Below are 21,385 nucleotides of genomic sequence, written 5' to 3'. Positions count from 1 at the left end.
GTAGGCGGTTTAGGCGCGCGTAGTTCGTTAAAAAATAATTACAGCAAGAATTGTTGACAGGAATAAGCCGAGAATAACCGGGAAAAAGTTTTTACGAACAAGAGCCATCACAGAAACACCGCAAAATCCGGCAATTGCAATGAGTGACGACCATGCGACAAGCGTTCCTCCACCAGTCCATATCGATCCCATTTGCCCTATAGCTGCAAGTGTAGCAGCATCAATTGAACTTGTTTCGAGTGAGGCAGCCAGGGCACCGGTGAGCGGCAATCCGGAGAATCCTGAGCCATCAAGACCAGTAATTATTCCAATGATCAATACACTAAAAGCAGCGAGTAGGGCACTTTCAGGTAGAAATGCTTGTGTAGATTGTACAAGATCAAACAGCAATGCCGGAGGATTTTCATCTAGGCCCAAAATACTTCCGGAAAAATCCGCACTTCCCAGGAAGAAAAAACCTGCAATTGGAATAACCGGACCCATTGCTTTAAAAGCAAATACAAATCCATCTGTGATATGGTTCGAGATATAATCCAATGCATGCTCACGTCCAAAAGCGACAGTGGATAATAACAATAGAATTACAGCAACTCCACCAATAAAAGCTGCTCCATCGCCACCTTCAAGTCCACTCATTCTGCCGGATATAAGCTTTTCGTAAACCATGTAAACCACAACGCCCACGAGAACTAATGGGACCAGAACAGCAAATAACTTACTCCACATCGTTAAATGCAAGGACTGTGGTTTATTTGTTGATGCTGTTGTCGACTGTAATTTCTCAAGATCAATGTCATTTAATTTATCCTCTTTGGAACGGATTGATTTTCGATAGAGAAAATATGCCAAAAGGATCGCAGTCCCCCAGCTATTAAAGATAGCACTAACGCTTTATCGGCAACCAAAGCAGTGTCAATGCCAGCAGAAGTAGCTGATAGACTAGGTGCTACTTGCACAATATAATCAGAGGAAAGAGCCATTCCCTGACCGGAAATAGCAATCGCAACTGCAGCTGTCATTACAGGCAACCCTGCCCTTACTGCAGCAGGAACAAGTAAAGCGCAAATTAAAGGAACAGCGGGTGTCGGCCAGAAGAAAAGCGAAATAACATACGTCACGCCAACAAGAACAAAATAAGAAACATGCCCATTAATCATCATCTTCTGGATGGGCTGAATCATTTTCCGGTCTGCACCAAGATCACGTAAGGAATGCAGAAGCGCCAACATAAAAGTAATGATTAAAAATATGCTGAAAAGCTCCTGAGCGGCTACAAGATTCGCATTAAAAATGGCTGTAAATCCTTCAATGATACTTCCTTTGTATACCCAAGCAATTACAAATGTCCCTAACAGTGAAGGGAGTACAACACCTCTTCGAAAAATCATTGTTCCTATAATCGCAAGTGTAAATAAACCATACAACCAGTGAGCAATAGTCAGCTCCATATACGCTTCCTCCCATGATGAATAGTTCTATAGCCTATGCATGGAAGAAGAAAAGCGCGACAAACAAAAGGGAGCTTAACATGTTTTAGTTAAATGATAGATGGGAATGTTAATTATATAAAGCGAAGGAGGAGTTAAATATGAAACCATTCATTAAAGGATATTTCAATGATGAACACTTAAAAACAGATGTAAGTATATTAAAAGATAAAGGCATAGATAAAGATGATGTTTATATTCTATCACATGATGATGATAGAACAGATCGCGTTGCAGGCGGTGCTGATGCAAATACAATTGGTTTAAGCGAAATGGACTTCAAGGAAGCAGTTGGAAATATGTTCAACAGTAAAGGCGATGAATTAAGAACAAAACTTGAAGAAATGGGCTTCACCCAAGCAGAAGCAGAAAACCATGAAGAAGAAATGGACGAAGGCAAGATTTTCTTGATCGTAACCAACAATGAGAATGTAGGTAGCTACCTATTTTAAGATAGATAGGACAACCCAGTTTGCGGTTGTCCTTTTAATTTTCATTTTGCGGAACACAGTCTTCGCATAAAAGTTGCCCATCTTCATGTACCCCAGCAAAAAATCCGTCTTCACAATATACATTTTTCCCGCATGTTTGGCACGGACCAATTAATTCATGCATCATTTATCTCCACCTTTATATATAAAGGTAACCTCTAACTTGGAGGTTACCTTAACGCGAGCGAATAATCAATATTTTTATGCCGCCTTTAGTAATGTCTTTGGCTGCTTATGGAATAGAAAGAACACAATTGCGGTACACAATATAAATGAAGGAAGCATGTAGGATATATTGTAAACGAGTGAATAGATCCAGACAGGCTGCCCCTCAATCGCAGACTCAAAGAACACAATACCGGCAAAATAATGTGCGATAAAACGTAGACTTGATGCCAAGAGCACGCCTAACGTGATATAAGAAAGATAAGCTTTTGTTCTACCATCTTTAACCGCTTGCTGAACTTGACTGGCAAAAACACCTGCAAAGCCAAGGACCGTAAAGGCAAGCCCGTATTCAATCAGCCCTTGCAGCGGGTGCAGGATGTAAGCTGTACCTACAGCAACCTGCAAGATCCCCATAAAAACCCGGACACGAGTCCTCCTTTTAGTCCCCAGCGGAATGCGACAATAAAAATTGGTATCATCGCAAATGAAATGGAGCCACCCATCGCCCATATTTTAAAGGATAGGCCCGGGATAATATCCAGAAGCAATGCGAGTGACGTGAAAATCGCGACCTCAATTAGAAATAATATCTTGTTGGAACTCAAACGTTACTACCTCCCCTTTTTAAAGCAATTTCAAATCACACAAAAAAAGCAATGCCAAGGGGAAGACTTCCTGATGGAGGAATCTGCTCACATTACTTTTTATTCCATCAAAAAACCACCATCCCTACGCTAGTACTAACTAACAGGTTCGAAGGGTAAGAACAAAATCGTTCACTCTCAGCCAAATGGCTCCCCCTGTAGGCTTTTCATTCACTTTCTTTGTTATCATCATTGTACCTTATCTATCAGACTATGACAATGGATACTCAGCTTTTTAGTTATAGTTCCATAAATTCTTCTACATCATTGATACATAATTGAATAGCATTCTCCCAGAAATCCGGTTTCGTTAAATCTACATTCAGATGTTTTTCTGCCAAATCTTCCACGTTCATGCTGCCTGTATCACACAATAATGCGATATAATCATCTTCAAAGCTGCCGCCTTTTTCCTTCGCATGCGCATAGATACCAAGGCTGAATAAATAACCAAACGTATAAGGGAAATTATAAAACGGTACTCCTGTAATATGGAAATGTAATTTCGAAGCCCAAAAGTTTGGATCATAGTCTGTAACTGCATCATTGTATGCTTCTTTCTGAGCCCCAACCATTAACTCATTTAATCGGTTAACAGAGACCATCCCCTGTTTACGTTCTTCATAATAGCGATTTTCGAAAATAAACCGTGCATGGATATTCATGAAAAATGCCACACTCCGTTTAATTTTATCTTCCAACAACGCCTTTTTCTCGTCACTATTTTTTGCATTTTTAACAGATGCATCAGCTACAATCATTTCTGCAAATGTTGAAGCAGTTTCAGCAACATTCATCGCATATCCTTGATTTAATCCATTAACATCATTCATAACATGTTGATGATACGCATGTCCAAGTTCATGGGCCAAAGTCGCGATATTGGACGGAGTACCGGAATACGTCATGAAAATCCGTGTTTGTTCACTGTCCGGAAAACTTGTACAAAATCCTCCCGGGCGCTTTCCTGGCCGGTCTTCTGCTTCAATCCACCGTTTGTCAAATGCCATTTGTGCGAAATCGGCCATCTTCGGGCTGAATTCACGAAAATGGTCAATAATAAATTCTGCCCCTTCTGTATAACTCGATTGTTTAACTGAATCTGTCAAAGGTGCTCCAACATCGTACATACTTAATTTTTCTAATCCTAATAGTTCCGCTTTCTTCTTTAGATAATCAACAAAATGACTTTTGTTGTTTGTGATAGCAGTCCACATCGTATCAAGAGTTTCTTTCTTCATTCGGTTAATGGCTAATGGTTCTTTTAACACACTTTCCCAGTTACGGTGTTTATATTTCTGTAGACGGAACCCAGCCAAATGATTCAGTGTCTGGGCAAATAAATCAGCCTGACTGCTCCACGCTTTATCCAATTGTTCGGATACATGTTTACGTACAGATCTTGCCGGGTTGCTTAATTTATTGGAAGCCTGTCCGACAGAATAAGATTTAACCTCCCCATCCTCTTCAATCTCAACACTCATATTTCCGACTATTGTTCCATACATCTGATTCCACGCATGATAGCCGTCAACCGCCAAATCATTCATTAATACTTCTTCTTTTACAGATAATTGCTTTTTCGCTTGTTCTCTACTTTCATTTAATATAAAAGAAAGTTCCACTAGCTCCGGCTGGGTCAGCAGTTCTTCCCATGTTCCATCATTAATTGCAGCTAAATTTTGATTAAAATTTGTTCGGATCCCGCTCATTTCAGCCTTTAGAACATTACGCTGTCCTTCTAAAAGATTTGCTTTTTCATCCTTCACATCCTGTGCAGTTAAACAGCTGACAAAAGCAGAAGCTTCACGTAATTTTTTCATCGCACTTTCAAGCTGCTGAACAATGACAAGCAGATCCTGATTATTTTCTTTTCCTGATGCTGGGGTATAATTATTTACAGTAGCTGCAAGCTTTTCCATATCATTTCTTATGTTATTGACATATGTATGAAATTCCTCAGACTCGCTGCCCCAGGAAAAATAACATCCAGATCCCATGTTGGACTATACGTTTGTTGCATCAAACCACTCCCTTAATAAAGAATGTCTATCAACCTATCTTCTCATTATAGCGAAAAATAAAAATATTTTCATCCCAAAATTAAAGAACAGGAAAAATAAATTTCCTGTCCCCCATGTTTAATTCTGCTTCTTATCTCCCGTTAAACCCTTCTCGAGCAACGCTTCTTTTTGTCTATGCCCCTTTTTAGTTACATAATTATTCTTAAACCAAGCCATTAAAGAAGTAATAATGGTAAATAGAACAGATAGAAATTGTTCCACAAATACACTATCGATTGGCAGTGGTGATTTATCAAATAAAACAAGAATTTGATTTACAAGAGCTACTAGTAATGCAATGGTGCGAATTAATGTACCTTTGTCCATCGTCTCACCCCCCAGAAAAAATAAAGTATATACTATTATTTTCAATTCATTACGAAATGGGAACGGCGAATACGATAATTAGTCTTTATTACTAGCTATACATGCAACAATGTTTAACAAAGATAAATTAGGGTATTAATATAAGTGGATAATTTTCAAATCTAGTTCTTGACATTATCCGTTTATCATTTTATACTAGGTAACAGAAAGTAACCAGCGTGTTACATACCATATTTGGAGGGATTTATAATGACAAGAACAGTTTGGAACGTAGACACAGCTCATAGTGAGATTGGATTTTCCGTAAAACATATGATGATTTCAAAAGCAAAAGGTTCATTTGATGACTTCAGTGCTGAAATCGAAGCTAATGTTGACGATTTAACAGATTCAAAAGTGGAAGTAAAAATCGATGTAAGCAGTATTAACACTCGCCAAGAAGGCCGTGATGAGCACTTGCGTTCAGCAGATTTCTTCGATGTTGAAAAATATCCAAACATCACTTTTGTTGCAACTGATATCAAGAAAAAATCAGACAATAACTATGATGTTACAGGAGATCTAACAATGATCGGAACCACCAAACCGGTTACATTTGATATTGTATTTGAAGGTCAAAGCAAAGACCCAATGAGCGGTAATACAGTTGCAGGTTTCAGTGGCGAAACGACAATTAACCGTAAAGATTTTGGTTTAAATTGGAACGCTGCAGTTGAAACTGGTGGGGTACTAGTTGGCGAAGAAGTTAAAGTTCATGTAGAAATCGAAGCACACAAAGAAGCATAAATAGAAAAAGTCAAACGAGCTGTATTTTCCAACCGAAAATACAGCTTTTTTTATAACAATATAAAATAGCATGATTTTCCGACTTTCTAAATATTATTAGTTTTAATTGTCTGCGTCTGAGGTAAACTATAAGAGGAACTGTTATGAAAGGGAGGAATAATTTATGGGCTTAAATGTTACACAAAAACTGATAAAGGATCACCTTGTATCAGGAGAGATGAAACAAGGTGAGGAAATTAGTTTAAAAATTGATCAGACATTAACGCAGGATGCTACAGGTACAATGGTTATGCTGGAATTAGAGGCAATGGGTTTGGATTATGCAAAAACAGAAGCCTCTGCTCAATATGTAGATCATAATTTAATCCAAGTTGACAGTAAAAATCCGGATGACCATCTATTTCTCGAAAGTTCTGCTAAACGATTCGGACTCTACTACAGCAGACCAGGAAATGGTGTAAGTCACCCTGTCCACATGCAGCGATTAGCTAAACCAGGTAAAACACTTCTCGGTTCAGATAGTCATACACCTGCAAATGGATCCATGGGAATGTTTGCGATGGGGGCTGGTGGTATTGACGTTGCAATGGCCATTGCAGGCGAACCTATTTATATCACCATGCCTCAAGTGTTTGGGGTTAAATTAACCGGTAAACTGCCTGACTGGGTGAGTGCTAAAGATGTTATCTTAGAAATGCTTCGACGTTATGATGTAAAAGGCGGTGTAGGAAAAGTCATCGAATATTATGGCCCAGGACTTGATAATCTCACAGCAATGGATCGCCATGTTATTGCAAATATGGGAGCTGAACTTGGCGCAACTACAACAGTCTTCCCGTCAGATAAAGAAGTGAAGAAATTTTTAGCAGAGCAAAACCGAGCAGACGATTGGGAGGAACTGATTGCAGATAAAGACGCAACTTATGACCTCCATGATGAAATTAATCTTTCTGAGCTGGAGCCATTAGTCGCAAAACCGACCAGTCCGGGGAATGTCGTTTCTGTCAGTGAGGTCGCAGGAACACCAATCTACCAATCCTATATTGGTTCGTCAGCAAATCCTGGCTACAGGGATTTTGCTATAGCTGCTGAAATTGTCAAAGACAAAACCATCGCGCCAGGTCTTTCATTTGATATAAATCCTACATCGCGTCAAATGTTAACAAACCTTGTAAAAGAACTTCATATCGCAAGTCTCTTGCAAGCTGGAGGCAGACTGCATCAGGCTGGTTGTAATGGATGTATCGGTATGGGGCAGGCGCCTGCATCAGGCAGAAATAGCTTACGAACAACACCAAGGAATTTCCCTGGAAGATCAGGAACGAAAGAAGACAGTGTCTTCCTCACCGGTCCTGAAGTAGCTGCAGCTTCTGCTTTAACTGGTAAAATTACGGATCCGAGAACACTCGATTTCGACTATCCAAAAGTGAAGGAAGTTAAGAATGCAAATGTAGATGATGATCTATTGGATCCGCCACTTCCTGTTGAAGAAGCAAGACAGGTTGAATTAACCAAGGGGTCAAATATCGTGTCCATTCCCGAAATGGATGCATTGCCAGATACATTAGAAATACCCGTATTATTAAAGATGAGAGATAACATCTCCACAGACGAAATTCTTGCAGGTGGAGCGCGTGTACTTCCATATAGAAGTAATCTTCCGGAAATCAGTAAATTCACCTTTGAATCTGTTGACTCCACATATGTTAAACGAGGTCTTAACAGCAAGGAAAAAGGCGGTCATGCGATTGTCGCAGGGTTTAATTACGGTCAGGGATCCAGCCGTGAACATGCTGCCCTCGCACCAAGGTATCTAGGCTTACGTGCTGCCATCGTAAAAGATTTCGCACGAATTCATTGGCAAAATCTGATCAACTTTGGTATATTGCCACTGACATTTGCAGATGAAGCGGATTACGATAAATTAGAGGAAGGCGAAGTTCTTACATTCAACGACGTACGAAATCAAATAAAGCAAAGTGATCATTTGATCGCTAAGCTACAAGGAAAAGAAGAGGAAATCAAAGTAGAACACAACCTCTCCCCTCGTCAAAAAGATATTGTCTTACATGGCGGATTAATCAACTGGATTAAAGCAAGACAAGAACAAGAGCAAAAATAAACAAGATGCCCTGATCGGGGGCATCTTTTTATTTAAGATTTGAAGCGTATTCAATCGTATCGGAAGCATAGACCGTAACAACCATATTTCCATTATCTGCTTTTGCACGAAGCAAAATGGGCTCGTTATACATGTTTTTAAATACAAAATCCGGGCCCCACCAGCTAACAGTCGCATCACGGCCTGGTGGTACATATGGAACCGATCTTGAGTGTGCATATCTCTCCACAATCTCGATTCCTTCTAAATCAACAGCGTTATAAAGCGTTGAAGATACCTGACATATTCCTCCACCAATATCTTCGGCCAGCTCCCCCTTTACAATAACAGGTGCCTGCATGTACCCTTTTTCCTCTGTCCGTTCCCCCACTACTTCGTTAAAAGAAAATGTTTCCCCGGGAAAAACGACATGGTTATTAATAGCTTCTGTGGAAAGTGCAATATTATGGGACCGTTCGACATTGCTTTCCTTAAACGTTGTAACATAGCTTCCTATCTCCTGGTTACTAATTTCATCCAACAGTTCACTATCCACTGTCGGATAAATTTGTTGCTTCGGCACGTTTAGTTTCTTGTCGCTTTCTGTGTAAAAGGATTCTCGAAATAAACCCTGAAATTCCTCCTTGTCTAAAGCGAAACCAGGTTCTCCATCAAGGATCTCCCCTTTCTCATCCAACCTTGCATTGACAGGTGCTTGATATATTTTTTCTTCGAGGTCTTCGATAAGGCTATTCAGTTTATCTTCATCAATGAAAGGCATATCTAAAAATGGCAGCCCATACTGTTTGATTTCAGCTTTTTCCAGCATTACATCATTGTTAGTGATATTTTCATTTGCTGAAACATAATTTGCCGGGATAAGTAGTATAAGCATAAATAAAAGAATGATTTTTTTCATCAGTTATACCTCCTTGTCATCCTAGTATTAGAAAAAGGCAAAAAAATAACCAGGATTTCTTATAAGGATGTCACTGATGGGAGTCATAAAGCCGAGGTTTTGGGAAGGTGGTTTAATACGGGCACCATGGGAGCTTCTTGGCGACCAAAATCGCTACAAAACTGTCTATTCGGTCGCCATGAAGAAAATATGGACATAGTTTCTATACTAAAAAATATAAATAGCAAATGCGATTAATGATAAGAGGATCGCTATTGTGTAAATCCAAATTTGTGCAGTAATGTTTGACTTGGAAGTTGTTTCATAATCATGCGAACGTTTTAATTCTTGTTCTATGGTTTCTCCTTCTTCTTCATATTTTTTCATTTTGTTTTCTTCCTGTCTAAATGCAAAAAAGGTTCCACCGATAGCTCCAATAAATAAAATTATTAATATGATAATTAGTCCAGTGCTCATGCATTTACCCCCCTATACAAATAATACCGTGAACTACCCGCCACTTATTTGGCCTTACGCTCAAATTGAAGTGGGGGGCTTCTCGACTTATCGTTACTTTTACTAGTTAAAAAGGCTGTTTTTGAAAAGATGTTGCTTTTGACACAAAAGATATAAAAGACGACATAGTGACATTTATTTTGCAAACATTGGCTGAGAGCAGAGATTCGCTGCGGAAAGCATCCGCCGAACGACAATTATAGCAATATAGCAAACAGTAATTACATCCTTTTTTATATCAACCACGACATATAAATGCAATACCGCTTACAAAAAGAGCCTTAAAAAAATTGACCATTCAGCATTTACCTAAATGGTCAATTTTCCTTACATTTATCTATAGTCCCTTGTATCCTCTAAATAGTCACTTGCAAGTCTGTATCCTACTAATGAAATGAGGACAAGTAATATCCCACAAAGTGTTTTTTTCATTAAAAACCTACCTCCTCACATTTACGTTTATAGCTTAAATAATCAGCAATATATGGTAAGTAGCCCTATATTAAAATGGACGTATCTTTCCTTTTTTCAGAACTAATTTCGGTCCGCCAACAAGGAATAAGGAACGGTTATCAACTACTTTTTTCATTGCAGCCGCTGATTTTCCGCGGAGTTTGTAATCATCAAGCACCGTTCCGATACCATCTGTTACACCTAGCGACGCTACCGTACCTTTACTTTTGAATACAAATTCTTCTAATGGACGATTATCAAGCAGTGCTTTTAGGTTATTCGCTGCAACATCAGCTTCCTGTGTTGCCAACTGGGCAGTCGGGCCGTATGGACGGTCTGCTTCTTTGTCCCATACCCATGAACAATCCCCTAAAACGAAGAAATTCTCTTCACCAGGCAAACGAAGATCTGCATCAACATTTACTTTGCCTTTTGTTAATTCAAATCCAGAATTCTCAAGAACAGAGCTTCCTTTTACGCCGCCTGTCCAAACAACGGTCCCTGCTTTAATTAATTCCTTGTCGTCACCTACAATAAATCCATCCGGTGTACATTCAGAAATAGGAGCACCAATTCGGAACTCTACGCCGCGATCTTCAAGCGATTTTTTCGCATAGTCTACCAAATCTTTATCAAACATAGGTAGAATAGATGGTGCTGCTTCCACACTGATGATGCGAGCCTTACTGCGGTCAATATCGAATTTTTTACATAGCTCAGGAACTTTTTCAGTAAGTTCACCTAACAATTCAACACCGGTGAATCCGGCACCACCAATTAGAATATTCAAGCTATCATCATCCGCATTTTCGTCCGTTTTGTATTTTGCAAATTGATACTCCATATGCTCACTGATTAAGCGACTGGAATCAATGTCCTCAATAGCAAAGGCATGTTCATCCATTCCTTTAATCCCAAAGTCATTCGACTCAAATCCAAGCGCGAAAACAAGGTAGTCATATGTGATCTCGCTATTTTCCAAAACAACTCTTTGTTCATCTTTTTTCACTTCAACAACGGAATCATAAATAAGACGAACTCTATTCGGGTTAACAATATCACTAAGCATGACGCGGGCCTGATTTGGATTAATAGTACCTGCAGCTACTTCATGAAGCCATGTCGATTCATAGTGGTAATTATGTTTATTAACTAGTACAATTTCCGCTTCTTCCGGGTGTAATTTCTGCGTGAGGCGTCTGGTAGTAGTCAACCCTGCATAACCTGCACCGAGCACTACAATTTTTGGCTTACTGGTATTCATACAAAATTCCCCTTCCTTTTTCCATTTCATTATATAAATTCTGTTATGTAATAAGCACTTTTAAATATGAATTATTTCACAAAGTTGTATTACAGGCATTCAAAACCGCTTATTGAATAATAACTACGAAATATTTCATATCAATAATATCAAAGTTCCATTCATTAAGCTAATGATTTAACTAATTCCTGAAAAAAGATGAAAACAACTATATCAAACCGGCCTTACTGTTATCTCATTCACATTCACATAATCAGGTTGCGTTACCGCATATACTACAGCTTTGGCGATGTCATCAGTTTCCAGCGGTTTCCGGTCTTTTGGCTTATTACTTGCCGTTAGATCTGTATCTACCATTCCGGGTGATATGTTTGTCACTCGTACTCCTGTCCGCGCTAATTCCTTTTCCAGCCCCATTGACAGGGCGCGTGATGCAAATTTCGTTGCACTGTACACCGTGCTTGATTTTGTTACTTCATGACCTGAAACAGAAGAGATATTTACAATATGCCCTGCTGAACGTTTTATCATGCTTGGCAGAACTGCATTAATTCCATATAAAACACCTTTAATATTTACATCGATCATATCTTCCCAATCTTCTACGTTGCCCTCTTGCACAACAGAACGTAGCATCAGACCAGCATTATTTACATAAATATCAATATCTCCGAAAGCATCAGTTGCTTGCTTTACCAATTTTTCCACATCAGAACGATTGGAAACATCAGCCCCGACAGCTAGTGCTCGTCCATCATCTTTTGTATTTATATCATCCGCAACGGCCGTAAGCTTTTCCTTTCTTCTTGCAGCAAGTATAACATTTGCTCCTTCCGTTGCAAGGTGAATTGCTATTGTAGCACCAATTCCACTGCTTGCTCCTGTAATAATTGCTGTTTTTCCTGTTAGATTTGGCATGTGGCTTCCTCCTTATTGATTGATAGATTTTTCTTTGGTTTCCTTGCCAGTTTCTTCGCTCTCACCACCACCAGATGTGTCCTCATCTGTTTCTGTGGGTTCTTCAGGATCTGCTGGGGAATCAGGAGCCTTAGGTTCCGTTGGAGATGGAGATCCATCATCTGGAGATTGTGGTTCCGTTATTTCGTCATCTTCATTGTTTTCTTTGTTTTGTTCATCTGCATCTTTATTTTCAGGTATTTTCTCCTCTTTTATGGTATCATCACCATTTTGATTATCATTACTTGGAGGATTATTATTCTCTCTTGAGTCATTTATCTCCCTGGTATTTGTGTTTGTATTCTCTGTTGGCGTATTAGGCTCAGAACTATTATTTGTCGTATTCTCAGGTTGATAAGTTGGTTCACTACCCCAATTCGAATTCGCATCATACCCAGCATCTACTTCTGTATCAATTTCTTCTCCATTTTCCTCCATTTCCACATACTCATCGCCTTCTTCATCATCCTCGACCTCTATATCATCACCTTCTTCATCCTTTTCCTCATCTAATTCCCTATCCTCATTTTCCAAAACAAGTGATTTCTTCTTCTGAGGTGTCAGTGAGCTAACATTATGTTTCGCCCGGGAATCAATTTGTCCCGTATCATTCTTTTCCTCTTTTTGCCGCTCCTTACTACCGAATTTATCCTTTGATGCCTCAGTCTGATATATCCCAGTACTCACAACAATAATGAATGCGAGTAAAGTAAAGGTATTAATAATAAGTAGTTTTCTGTTTTTCATATCATCGCTCCTGAAAATTATGTATCTATTCGTCGAATTTAATCTACCCCTATTGTAAGCTTATACTGCTGTCATTTTCAATTACTTTTAGAATTTATTTAAGATTTAACCCCAATAAAATTAAACTTCATAGTGAAACGCTTACATATTTTATGTTATACTATTTATAATTAAATAAAATTTTATGTAAAGATAGTGAAGATAAGGGTGGGATACAATGGTCGATACAGAGGTACGTGTTGTAAATAAATACGGAAAAGACGTGGCACCAAATGGAATGGAAATTGGTGAAATCATTGTGAAAGGCAATGGATTTACAGAGAATGGAAATGAAGCGAATCAAGATGGATGGTTGTACACTGGTGATTTGGGAACCAAAGATGAGCAGGGACGTATTACGATCGTGGAACACAAAAATGATCCAATAAATAATAATGAAAACAATATATCATCACTGGAGGTTGAAGGGGTATTATATGAACATCCCGCAGTGCAGGAGGTTGCTGTCATTGTTACACCTCATGAGGAATTGGGCGAGATTTCCCATGCATTCATTGTTTCACGGACAGGTTCTACAGTAACTGAGCAGGAATTAATGACGTTCTCAAGGGGGAAACTGGAAAACTTTAAATGTCCACGAACAGTTACTTTTATGGAGGAGCTACCTAAAACTGTCAGCGGAAAGATCCTTAAAGTGAAGTTAAAGGATATGTATTAAAAGCTACCAGACCTAATAGTGAAAGCTTGTATCCTAATGCAAGGATACAAGCTTTATTTAATAAATCGTGGGTGACCATAGAGCTCTATTTCACGAATTGTCTGAGGCAAATAATGTGGAAAGTATAACTTGTATAGTACGCTTACTCTTTTTCTTTTTGTAAATAACGTCTACCTCTTTCCAACCATTCCTGTTTTGCCTGCTTTTTTCTTCTTATCTCTTGTTGTTCATATTTCTCCTGTTGATCATAGTCCTCAAAATAGGGTTCTGCGTAGCGTAGCATTTCTTCCCATGTTGAAAAGAATAAAACCGCCACTTCTTTCACACCATTACTTTTTTCAACTTGTTCATTACTGGAAATACCATAAATTCGATTTGTTTTTTCTAATAGACTATCTACTAGCGTTTCTTGATTATTTTTTGCAGAACAAATTTTTTCAGCCTTGCCTAGATAATTGGAATCATGTTCATTAAACGCAAGCTTGTCAAAGCGCTTGCTACTATAATAAATCTTTTTATTGCTGGCATTAATCCAAATTAATGTTCCATGCGGCAAATCACTTCGAAGACTGAATGTTAGCTTCTTCATTGTATCATCCTTATTTCTTGGAGGAATATTAGCATCAAATTACAATTCATAAAATATCCGTTTGTTGAATTATGCTTCCCTCCTATACAAGTATACACTAATTTACGATAAAATGCTTTTTAAACAGGATTTTTAAAGCGTTTATGTGTAAGAAAATGCAATTTGTATTCGGATATATACTAGCTACTTCTTAAACTCCATCTTCCAGCTATAATAATCATTATTCGAGTTTTTCTCATACCGTAAATAAGCATTGAACTTCTTACCCTTCTTGCTAGTAAATCCTTTTACATAGGCTTTTTTATTTTTCAATAGATTTTTAACCAGCGTTTTTGTTGGTTTTTTCTTCATAGTTGCCAGGTATTTGTCGTTCTTCCAGATCATAAATTTGCAGCCGCTCTTCCAATTGCTGCAACCAAATCCTTTATAGCCGTCCGTAATCTTGCCACCGCACTCTGGACAGGTACCTAGTACTTCATTCATTTTGCCGGTGGCTGTAATTTCATTAATGATCTCATCTTTTCCACTCTTGATCGTTTCCACAGATTCATTGGTAAATGAAAAAATGAAATGTAAAAATTCCTTCTTGCTAACAGTTCCTTTTTGTATATCTGATAGGACTTTTTCCAGGCGGCCGGTAAATTCCAAGTCAAACAAGTCTTTAACCGGAAATGTTTCCACAAGCTTTTGACCCAACTGTGTACATAACAGATTTTTACCTTGCGTGGAAATATAGCCAACATCTTTTAATTTCTTAATCGTTTCCGCCCTCGTTGCAGGAGTTCCAATACTGAATCCAGTCAAAATACTTCCTGTTAATTCCTCATTCTCATCCTCTTTAAAACTCTTTCCACATGTCTCCATCAAACGTAATAATGTCCGCTCCGTATGATGCTTTGGGGGTTTTGTCACATGAGAGGTGACCTCTGAATCTAGAAGACTAACACTATCTTTGATCTGAACGAGAGGTAAAACAGTCTCTTTGGATACGATGTTTTCAACCTTTTTCCACCCCTCGACAAGTTGCACCTTCCCTTTTGAAGCAAAAACTCCTTTTACGTTTTCTACTTTCGTCGTTAATTTCGTCTCTTCATATTCAGCAACAGGCATAAATTGCATAATAAAACGGTTCTTAATCGCTGTATAAACCATTTGCTCATCGCTTGTAAGGCGTTTGGGTTTTAAATAGGTTGGGATGATAGCACTATGGCTTTCCACTTTCGCATTATTAAACACTCTTTTCGTTTTCATGAACTTTATTTCATCTTTATACGGAAGATCCTCTGCATGGATTTGTAATACCTTAGCAGTTTTTCCAACTAGGCTCTCTTCCAAGGCTGTACTGGAAGTCCTGGGATACGTAATAAATTTTTTCTCATAAAGGGATTGCGCGACTTTTAATACTTTATCAGACGTCCATCCCTTATATTTGTTCGTAATGTAGCCCTGCAAATTGGAAAGGTTGAATAGAAACGGCGCAAATTCTTTCTTTTTTTCCACCTGCTTATCAATAATACTTCCCTGTTTATGTTGAATGGCATCATGAATGGTTTCCAAGTCCTCTTTCTTCTTGAATTTTTCCTTGTTGTCTTCCACATATGTACCTTGATACTGCTGTTCGTCCTTTGTTTGAAACGTTGCATTTAGCTTAAAATAGTCTTCCGGAACAAAATTTTCGATTTCCTTATCCCGATCATAAATGATTTTCAATGTAGGTAGTAACACCCTGCCGATATTGAGTGCTTTTCCCTTCCCTTTCTGATATTTTAATGTGGCGACAGACATTAAATTAATTCCAATCACCCAATCCGCCCATTGCCTGCTGACACCAGCATCTCTTAGCGGTTTCATCGTTTCATTGGAGGTTATCTTTTCAAGCCCTTGAAGAACTTCTGCTTGCGTCCATTCATTTAACAATAATCGATACACTTCTTTGTTTGGCTTTTTCCCACCACGGTAAATGATGCTGTCACCAATTATTTGACCTTCCCGATCATAATCACACGCGGAAATAATCATATCAACATCATTTCGTTTCATTAAATAATGGATCGTTTTTAGCTGTTTCGCTGCACCACCATCGGATTGTTGCCTGTTCCTTGGGTTGCTTTTTACTTTGTATTTAAAATCAGAAGGAATAAACGGGAAGTTGTCCATTTTCCAGCGTGCCATTTTACTATCATAATCTTTCGCATCATAAAGCTGCACCAGATGGCCAAATGCCCATGTAATGATATAGTTATTTCCTTCAAAATAACCGTCTTGCTTGGATTTAATTTTCAATGCATCCGCAATGTTCTTTGCTACGGAAGGTTTTTCAGCTAGTATTAATGTAAGTCCCATTTATAGGTCAATCCCCCTTACCATTATATTCTTTATGATATAAGTATTGTTCGACTTTTTTATAAAGTTTAAGTACCCTTAAATCATTAATAATCATAATCTTCCTCTTTTAATGTTTCACTTTTGGCTTGAAACTTTACGATATTATCTTTTTTATCATCTATCGTAAGTTCACCTATTTTTATACTCTTAGCAAATTCTTCAATATAACAAGCGGGATCTCTGAATGTTTCTGTTAAAGCATAATTCACTGTATCTGATTATGTGTACTACTTCGTTTCTTACTTTGGCCAATTATCTATCAGATCCTATAATATTGTTAATAAATCTATCTAATAATGCTTGCTGATTCTGGTTTGCTTTTTCTAAATAATTGGATTCGCTCCTCCTTTTTTCAATCTGTTCTGATAACCTTTGAGAGTATCCTGTAGCCGGTTAATTTTATTTACGAGTCTGTCCAATAAATAGTTATAAGGGAGAAGGTAGTTGATTAGAAATTCTTTATTTTCATAATGCTTTTCCACTACGTCTAGAATATCAAATACATCCAATTCTTTTGTCTCTGATAATTTAATAGTTCTTTTTTCTTTACTAAATTGTATTCATCTATTAGATGTTTTCGCTTTGTCTTCCACGAAAAGTGTCTCATTTGTTTTCTTATAGGTAAAATCAATTTTATATATCTTTCTGACCTTTTTTCCCGTTCTTATCGATACTAACTTAATCCTTGGCCTATGCTTTAGAACTTTTTCATTTCATAAATATTTTTAAGACCTGGATAAAAAGTTCTCTTTCATTTAAAAAAGTTAAAAGAAAAGATATAGTACCCTAAAATCATGATCTAACGACAATAGACATTAAACGAATCGCAAAGTTAAGGTCTATGTTAAGAGTTTTAGATGATGAATAAAATCGGTACGAAAGGCATCTTAGATGACATAGAAAAAGCGACAACATTGAGAAAGTTGATTGTAGAATATGATGAGAATCACAAAAAGAAATCAAAATTTACTTATAAAGATATTTATGAATTCATCGATAAAGTTGATTTTTATCCAGGTATACATGGTTATAAAAAATGGCTGATTGGATGGGGAAATACTTCTTTCGTTGTCTTGCTCTTTAGTCCAATAATGAACGAAGGTGTACCTACAATTTCCCCGCCTTGTTTTCTATAGTATTTTATCGCTTTCCAGATAAATCTATAATTACTACCCTCCATTTAGTATCCCCCAGCGCCTTAACGAACGTTTATTCCCATTTTTAGTTTGAACGATCTAGCTTAAAAAGTCAATCAAATAAAACATTTTATTATTGAATAAGTTTTGGTTTTCGATTATCATAGTCTAAATCATAAATGGTCAGAAAAATAAAGAGCGACATATATTAGACAAGACTAATTTGTATTAATTTTACTTCGTTACCCAAACACGCTCGATTTCGATAAATTATTAATTCAAGCTTAGTGGAATTTCTGAAGGTTTTCGATTTTTAAGAAGGAGACCTCGCCGCATCTTTTACAAAACGTAAGGATCAAGGGGCAACTTCCCAAGATTTTATTGACAGGGATAACACTTGTATTACCATTGCCCAAATGGATGGGGAGAATTATTAGGAGATCCAGGCATTACAACAGCCATTCTGGACAGGGTTTTTACATTGCGCGGAAGTTATTCATTTCCGGGATGATGACAGTTATCGCATGAAATATCGTTCTTCCATTTTTATGGAAAAAAGTGTTCAACATTAATTAGCAAAAAATGTCCATTTTGACTTGACGGTTACAAAAGCCTAATTCTGTAGTAGTGCTTATTAACTGTTCAGTAATTCTCTATCCTGCTTTTATATAATAGAACCTAAAAACAAAGGGATCTTAACCTTAGAAAGCCAGACCCCTTTGTTTGAGATACAGATATTATTGAATTCCAGCCGGGATTTTTGCAAATTGATGCCCCAAAGGACAGGAAGGATAAAATAGACTGCTAAAACAATCAGCATAATCGAATCAGGTTTAGCTAAAATCCGTTTTTAACCATCTCAATGATTTTCACTTTACCTGTTCCAAACATAATAGCGTTCAGCGATGTTCCAACTCGAAGCATAAATGCAAGGTTTGCGGCAATTGCTAATGAAGCTACCAACGGAAGAATCACTGTAGCTGCTGCCATGTTCGATGTAATTTCTATAAGGGACAATACAACAGCGGTAGATACAAGAACAATAATAATAAAGTTCATGCCTTCAAGTACCTGTAATTGCCGGTCGCAGTGAAACCTGCAGCAATGGCAAGACCACCCAAACAAAAGCAGAACACCCCAGCGAATTTCCTTAGAATCATCCCATTTCATCAACTTTGGTTTATCCTGCCGTTTTATTTTCTTCTAAATTATTAACATTTAAAGTACCTTCAGATTTAGAAACTAGTAAAGCAGTTGCAGCATCTCCAACAATATTCGGTACAATTCTACCCATATTCATAATACGATCGATACCAGCTAATAATGCTACACCTTCCAATGGTAAACCTGCAGCCTGGAGTACAATTACAGACATGATCAATCCAGATCCAGGAACACCAGCAGTACCTATAGATGCTAATGTCGCGGTAAGCATTACCATTAATTGAGTTGTTATAGAAAGTTCTACACCATAAATTTGAGCGACAAAAATAACAGAAACCGCCTGATAAATAGCTGTACCGTTCATATTTATAACTGATCCTAAAGGAACAGCAAAGTTTGTAGTATCTTCATCTGCTCCTAATCTTAAAGTGGCTTTTAAAGTTAAAGGTAGAGTTGCAACACTAGAACAGGTTGCAAAAGCGAAAGCCATTGCATCTTTCATTTCTCGTAAAAATCTTATTGGAGATATTTTTACAAATCCGCCTACTAAAATTCCTGCTTGTACAATTAATATAAATAAAATACAAGCCAGGAAAAGTGCGAAAATTGCTTTAGAATAAGGGAAAAGTATATTTAAACCAGCATTCCCCACAACATCTGCCATTAAACCAAATACTCCAATCGGAGTAAATTCTAAAACGATTTCTGTTAATCTCGTCATCAAATTTTGCCCTGTATTGAAAAAATCTCGTGCTTTTTTTCCGCTTTCGCCCAATCCGAGGATTGAAAAACCAAGCAGAAGTGCAAAAAAGATAATTGCAAGTAAATTGTTTTCTGCTAAAGCTTCAAAAATACTAACTGGAACAATATTCACGATTGTATCTGTTATAGAAAATTCTTCAGCAGATTCCATTGCTTCCGTTGCATCACCTGGTGTTGGAATAGTTACCCCGGTTCCCACATTCAGCAGATTAGCAAAGAATAAACCTATAAGTATTGCAAAAGCCGTTGTTCCTATGAACCACATGACGGTTTTTAAGCTAATTCGACCAAGCTTCTTATTATTCCCCTTACCTACATTTGCGATAGCACCTACAATCACACAGAAAATTAAAGGGGCAACGATCATCTGTAGTAAATTCACTAAAATAGTACCTAAGAAAGCAAACATTGCCGCTTCTTCTTGGAGTATGAGGCCTGCTATAATACCCACGGCAAAACCAATCATAATTTTCGTAAATAAATTCATTTCCATAAACCTTTTAAATACACTCTTTTTTTCCTCAGGTTTCTTTTCGCCCATAATGATTCTCTCCTTTCATATAATGAGTTGATAATTCATTATCCAACATTATTAAACATTTTTTTATTCGTTAACAATAAACATTTTATCCTCTTCACTTTTATTTGCAATCGCTTACTTTTTTTGTATCTATTATAGTTAACGTATATATTACGGGGGGCAAATTCGACTATAAAAAACACCAATGTACACGCTTTTTAGTGATAGATAAAAGTATTCTTGCACTTTATTCCGCAGTCCCTAAATATAACATCAAAGACAGTCATCGTACGTAATTTTTTAGTTTCCCAATACTCGTTACCTCGACTTCGACAGTGTCTCCAGATTGTATTGTGCAGCTGCCAGAAGGAGAACCCGTAGCCAAAACATCCCCAGGTTCTAGTGTCATAATTTGTGATAACCAACTAATTAAATATGGGATTTTTAACGTCATTTCACTTGTATTGCCGTTTTGTACAATTTTATTATTTATCCTTGATGTAATTTGCAAATTAGATGGATCAAGGCCAGTTACTACATGTGGGCCGAGAGGGCCGAATGTATCAAACCCTTTACCCCTTGTATATTGCGGGTCATCCCTTGTAAGGTCTCTTGCTGTAATATCATTAAAGATGGTACACCCAAAAACGTAATTCATCGCTTCTTCTTCTGATATGTTTTTCCCTCGTTTGCCAATGATCAGCGCCATTTCCCCTTCTAACTCAACTTGTGATGTCATTTTACTATGCGGAAGGACAATTTCTTCCTTGTCTGCAATTAGCGCTGATAATGGTTTTAAGAATAGAAAAGGTTCTTTAAGATGAGCTTTACCACCTGTTTCAATGGCGTGTTCAGCATATGTCCAACCAAAATTCACAATTTTGGTTGGCTGAACAGGTTCTAATATTTTCACATTGCTGTATTGATGTACGACACCATCTTTCTTAAAATCTCCATTAGCAATTTCAGAAAAACCACTTGATAATTGTATGATATGGTTATCCTCACACAAACCATAATGTGATTGATCATCAGCTAAATAACGAACAATCATTTGTGTCTTTACTTTTAACAAATTACCATCTCCCTTTTTGACCTATCCATAACCCGAAAATTTCATTTACATTTTTATAAGAAGGTGAAGAGAGGCACACCTGGAAGATATACCCCACTTAGATTTCAATGAAATTCATCTTATTCATTTGAACT

Annotated in this window: 19 protein-coding genes, 4 pseudogenes and 1 riboswitch; of the genes and pseudogenes, 7 read left to right on the top strand and 16 right to left on the bottom strand. The window is 37.6% G+C overall.

Going from position 1 to position 21,385, the window contains the following annotated elements; all coding sequences use genetic code 11:
* Window positions 1-27: 27 nt before the first annotated feature.
* Window positions 28-1,448 (bottom strand): annotated as a pseudogene (locus KFZ58_RS07910) (hypothetical protein).
* A gap of 140 nt (window positions 1,449-1,588) precedes the next feature.
* On the opposite strand from KFZ58_RS07910, the gene KFZ58_RS07905 reads away from it, so the two are divergent.
* The gene (locus KFZ58_RS07905) at window positions 1,589-1,939 is read left to right on the top strand and encodes a YflT domain-containing protein (protein ID WP_235794261.1); all 351 of its coding nucleotides are present in this window, start codon (window positions 1,589-1,591) and stop codon (window positions 1,937-1,939) included.
* 34 nt (window positions 1,940-1,973) lie between these two features.
* Here the strand turns inward: KFZ58_RS07905 and KFZ58_RS19165 are convergent, their stop codons facing one another.
* The 4 genes and pseudogenes from KFZ58_RS19165 to KFZ58_RS07890 all read right to left on the bottom strand — a co-directional run bounded on the left by KFZ58_RS19165 (window position 1,974) and on the right by KFZ58_RS07890 (window position 5,180).
* Entirely contained in the window at window positions 1,974-2,105 is a 132-nt protein-coding gene (locus KFZ58_RS19165) for a hypothetical protein (protein WP_255695137.1), read from the bottom strand.
* Window positions 2,106-2,179: 74 nt separating this feature from the next.
* A pseudogene (thiT, locus tag KFZ58_RS07900) lies at window positions 2,180-2,751 on the bottom strand (energy-coupled thiamine transporter ThiT).
* 104 nt (window positions 2,752-2,855) lie between these two features.
* Window positions 2,856-2,957, bottom strand: a riboswitch (TPP riboswitch).
* Window positions 2,958-3,029: 72 nt separating this feature from the next.
* Window positions 3,030-4,813: pseudogene (locus tag KFZ58_RS07895) on the bottom strand (M3 family oligoendopeptidase).
* Window positions 4,814-4,931: 118 nt separating this feature from the next.
* Entirely contained in the window at window positions 4,932-5,180 is a 249-nt protein-coding gene (locus KFZ58_RS07890) for a phage holin (protein ID WP_235794260.1), read from the bottom strand.
* A 249-nt stretch (window positions 5,181-5,429) separates the two neighbouring features.
* On the opposite strand from KFZ58_RS07890, the gene KFZ58_RS07885 reads away from it, so the two are divergent.
* Window positions 5,430-5,966, top strand: coding sequence for a YceI family protein (locus tag KFZ58_RS07885; protein ID WP_235794259.1), 537 nt, complete (start codon window positions 5,430-5,432; stop codon window positions 5,964-5,966).
* 163 nt (window positions 5,967-6,129) lie between these two features.
* Window positions 6,130-8,088, top strand: coding sequence for an aconitate hydratase (locus tag KFZ58_RS07880; RefSeq protein ID WP_235794258.1), 1,959 nt, complete (start codon window positions 6,130-6,132; stop codon window positions 8,086-8,088).
* A gap of 28 nt (window positions 8,089-8,116) precedes the next feature.
* On the opposite strand, the gene KFZ58_RS07875 is transcribed toward KFZ58_RS07880, so the two are convergent.
* Window positions 8,117-8,986: a VanW family protein gene (locus KFZ58_RS07875; protein ID WP_235794257.1), complete on the bottom strand. Its 870-nt coding sequence runs from the start codon at window positions 8,984-8,986 to the stop codon at window positions 8,117-8,119.
* A 76-nt stretch (window positions 8,987-9,062) separates the two neighbouring features.
* On the opposite strand from KFZ58_RS07875, the gene KFZ58_RS19160 reads away from it, so the two are divergent.
* Window positions 9,063-9,185 carry a hypothetical protein gene (locus KFZ58_RS19160; protein ID WP_255695084.1) on the top strand — a complete coding sequence of 41 codons (123 nt, stop codon included), beginning with the start codon at window positions 9,063-9,065 and terminating at the stop codon, window positions 9,183-9,185.
* Window positions 9,186-9,193: 8 nt separating this feature from the next.
* Here the strand turns inward: KFZ58_RS19160 and KFZ58_RS07870 are convergent, their stop codons facing one another.
* The 4 genes from KFZ58_RS07870 to KFZ58_RS07855 all read right to left on the bottom strand — a co-directional run bounded on the left by KFZ58_RS07870 (window position 9,194) and on the right by KFZ58_RS07855 (window position 12,902).
* Entirely contained in the window at window positions 9,194-9,442 is a 249-nt protein-coding gene (locus KFZ58_RS07870; protein WP_235794256.1) for a hypothetical protein, read from the bottom strand.
* Window positions 9,443-9,983: 541 nt separating this feature from the next.
* A complete protein-coding gene (locus tag KFZ58_RS07865) occupies window positions 9,984-11,198 on the bottom strand; it encodes an NAD(P)/FAD-dependent oxidoreductase (protein WP_235794255.1) in 1,215 nt (404 codons plus the stop codon).
* A gap of 213 nt (window positions 11,199-11,411) precedes the next feature.
* Entirely contained in the window at window positions 11,412-12,116 is a 705-nt protein-coding gene (locus KFZ58_RS07860; protein ID WP_235794254.1) for an SDR family oxidoreductase, read from the bottom strand.
* Between the two features lie 12 nt (window positions 12,117-12,128).
* Window positions 12,129-12,902, bottom strand: a complete 774-nt coding sequence (locus tag KFZ58_RS07855; protein WP_235794253.1) for a prolipoprotein diacylglyceryl transferase — start codon at window positions 12,900-12,902, stop codon at window positions 12,129-12,131.
* 217 nt (window positions 12,903-13,119) lie between these two features.
* Here KFZ58_RS07855 and KFZ58_RS07850 point away from each other — a divergent pair, with 217 nt between their 5' ends.
* Window positions 13,120-13,620 (top strand): class I adenylate-forming enzyme family protein, encoded by a 501-nt coding sequence (locus KFZ58_RS07850; RefSeq protein WP_235794252.1) that lies wholly within the window; start codon window positions 13,120-13,122, stop codon window positions 13,618-13,620.
* A gap of 142 nt (window positions 13,621-13,762) precedes the next feature.
* Here the strand turns inward: KFZ58_RS07850 and KFZ58_RS07845 are convergent, their stop codons facing one another.
* From KFZ58_RS07845 to KFZ58_RS07835, 3 genes are all read right to left on the bottom strand, one after another.
* Entirely contained in the window at window positions 13,763-14,209 is a 447-nt protein-coding gene (locus KFZ58_RS07845) for a hypothetical protein (protein WP_235794251.1), read from the bottom strand.
* A 183-nt stretch (window positions 14,210-14,392) separates the two neighbouring features.
* Window positions 14,393-16,552: a type IA DNA topoisomerase gene (locus KFZ58_RS07840; protein WP_235794250.1), complete on the bottom strand. Its 2,160-nt coding sequence runs from the start codon at window positions 16,550-16,552 to the stop codon at window positions 14,393-14,395.
* Window positions 16,553-16,638: 86 nt separating this feature from the next.
* Window positions 16,639-16,803: a hypothetical protein gene (locus KFZ58_RS07835; RefSeq protein WP_235794249.1), complete on the bottom strand. Its 165-nt coding sequence runs from the start codon at window positions 16,801-16,803 to the stop codon at window positions 16,639-16,641.
* 651 nt (window positions 16,804-17,454) lie between these two features.
* Between KFZ58_RS07835 and KFZ58_RS07830 the strand changes: the two genes are divergently transcribed.
* Both KFZ58_RS07830 and KFZ58_RS07825 read left to right on the top strand, forming a co-directional pair.
* On the top strand, window positions 17,455-17,730 hold the full coding sequence (locus tag KFZ58_RS07830; protein ID WP_235794248.1) for a hypothetical protein: 276 nt from the start codon (window positions 17,455-17,457) through the stop codon (window positions 17,728-17,730).
* 412 nt (window positions 17,731-18,142) lie between these two features.
* A pseudogene (locus tag KFZ58_RS07825) lies at window positions 18,143-18,302 on the top strand (ATP-binding protein); the annotation flags it as partial.
* Between the two features lie 265 nt (window positions 18,303-18,567).
* On the opposite strand, the gene KFZ58_RS07820 reads toward KFZ58_RS07825, so the two are convergent.
* The 3 genes from KFZ58_RS07820 to KFZ58_RS07810 form a co-directional block, all read right to left on the bottom strand.
* On the bottom strand, window positions 18,568-18,903 hold the full coding sequence (locus KFZ58_RS07820) for a transporter permease (protein WP_235794247.1): 336 nt from the start codon (window positions 18,901-18,903) through the stop codon (window positions 18,568-18,570).
* A gap of 7 nt (window positions 18,904-18,910) precedes the next feature.
* A complete protein-coding gene (locus tag KFZ58_RS07815) occupies window positions 18,911-20,197 on the bottom strand; it encodes a dicarboxylate/amino acid:cation symporter (protein ID WP_235794246.1) in 1,287 nt (428 codons plus the stop codon).
* Between the two features lie 262 nt (window positions 20,198-20,459).
* The gene (locus KFZ58_RS07810) at window positions 20,460-21,251 is read right to left on the bottom strand and encodes a fumarylacetoacetate hydrolase family protein (protein ID WP_235794245.1); all 792 of its coding nucleotides are present in this window, start codon (window positions 21,249-21,251) and stop codon (window positions 20,460-20,462) included.
* Window positions 21,252-21,385: the final 134 nt, after the last annotated feature.

Source organism: Virgibacillus sp. NKC19-16 (assembly GCF_021560035.1).
Classification (GTDB): domain Bacteria; phylum Bacillota; class Bacilli; order Bacillales; family Amphibacillaceae; genus Virgibacillus_L; species Virgibacillus_L salidurans.
This window is presented reverse-complemented; position numbering and strand designations above follow the sequence as displayed.